The following is a 240-nucleotide window of genomic DNA, read 5'->3' on the forward strand; positions in this document are numbered from 1 at the left end:
TAATTAGAGAAAAACTAAGATGGCGATTACTCGGTTATTGCTTCTTCATAACATTATCTAGTTTTCAAAGAACGAATAACTTGAGAGATTGAACTCTCAAAACTGAACGAACAAAAACGTCACGTTTCTTGTAAATATTCCTTAGAAAGGAGGTGATCCAGCCGCACCTTCCGATACGGCTACCTTGTTACGACTTCACCCCAATCATCTGTCCCACCTTAGGCGGCTGGCTCCAAAAGG

Annotated in this window: 1 rRNA gene; it reads right to left on the reverse strand. The window is 41.2% G+C overall.

From position 1 onward, the window contains the following. Positions 1-145 precede the first annotated feature (145 nt). Positions 146-240 (reverse strand): 16S ribosomal RNA (locus M3205_RS25495); the annotation flags it as partial.

This window comes from Cytobacillus firmus, assembly GCF_023715565.1.
GTDB lineage: Bacteria > Bacillota > Bacilli > Bacillales > Cytobacillaceae > Cytobacillus > Cytobacillus firmus_C.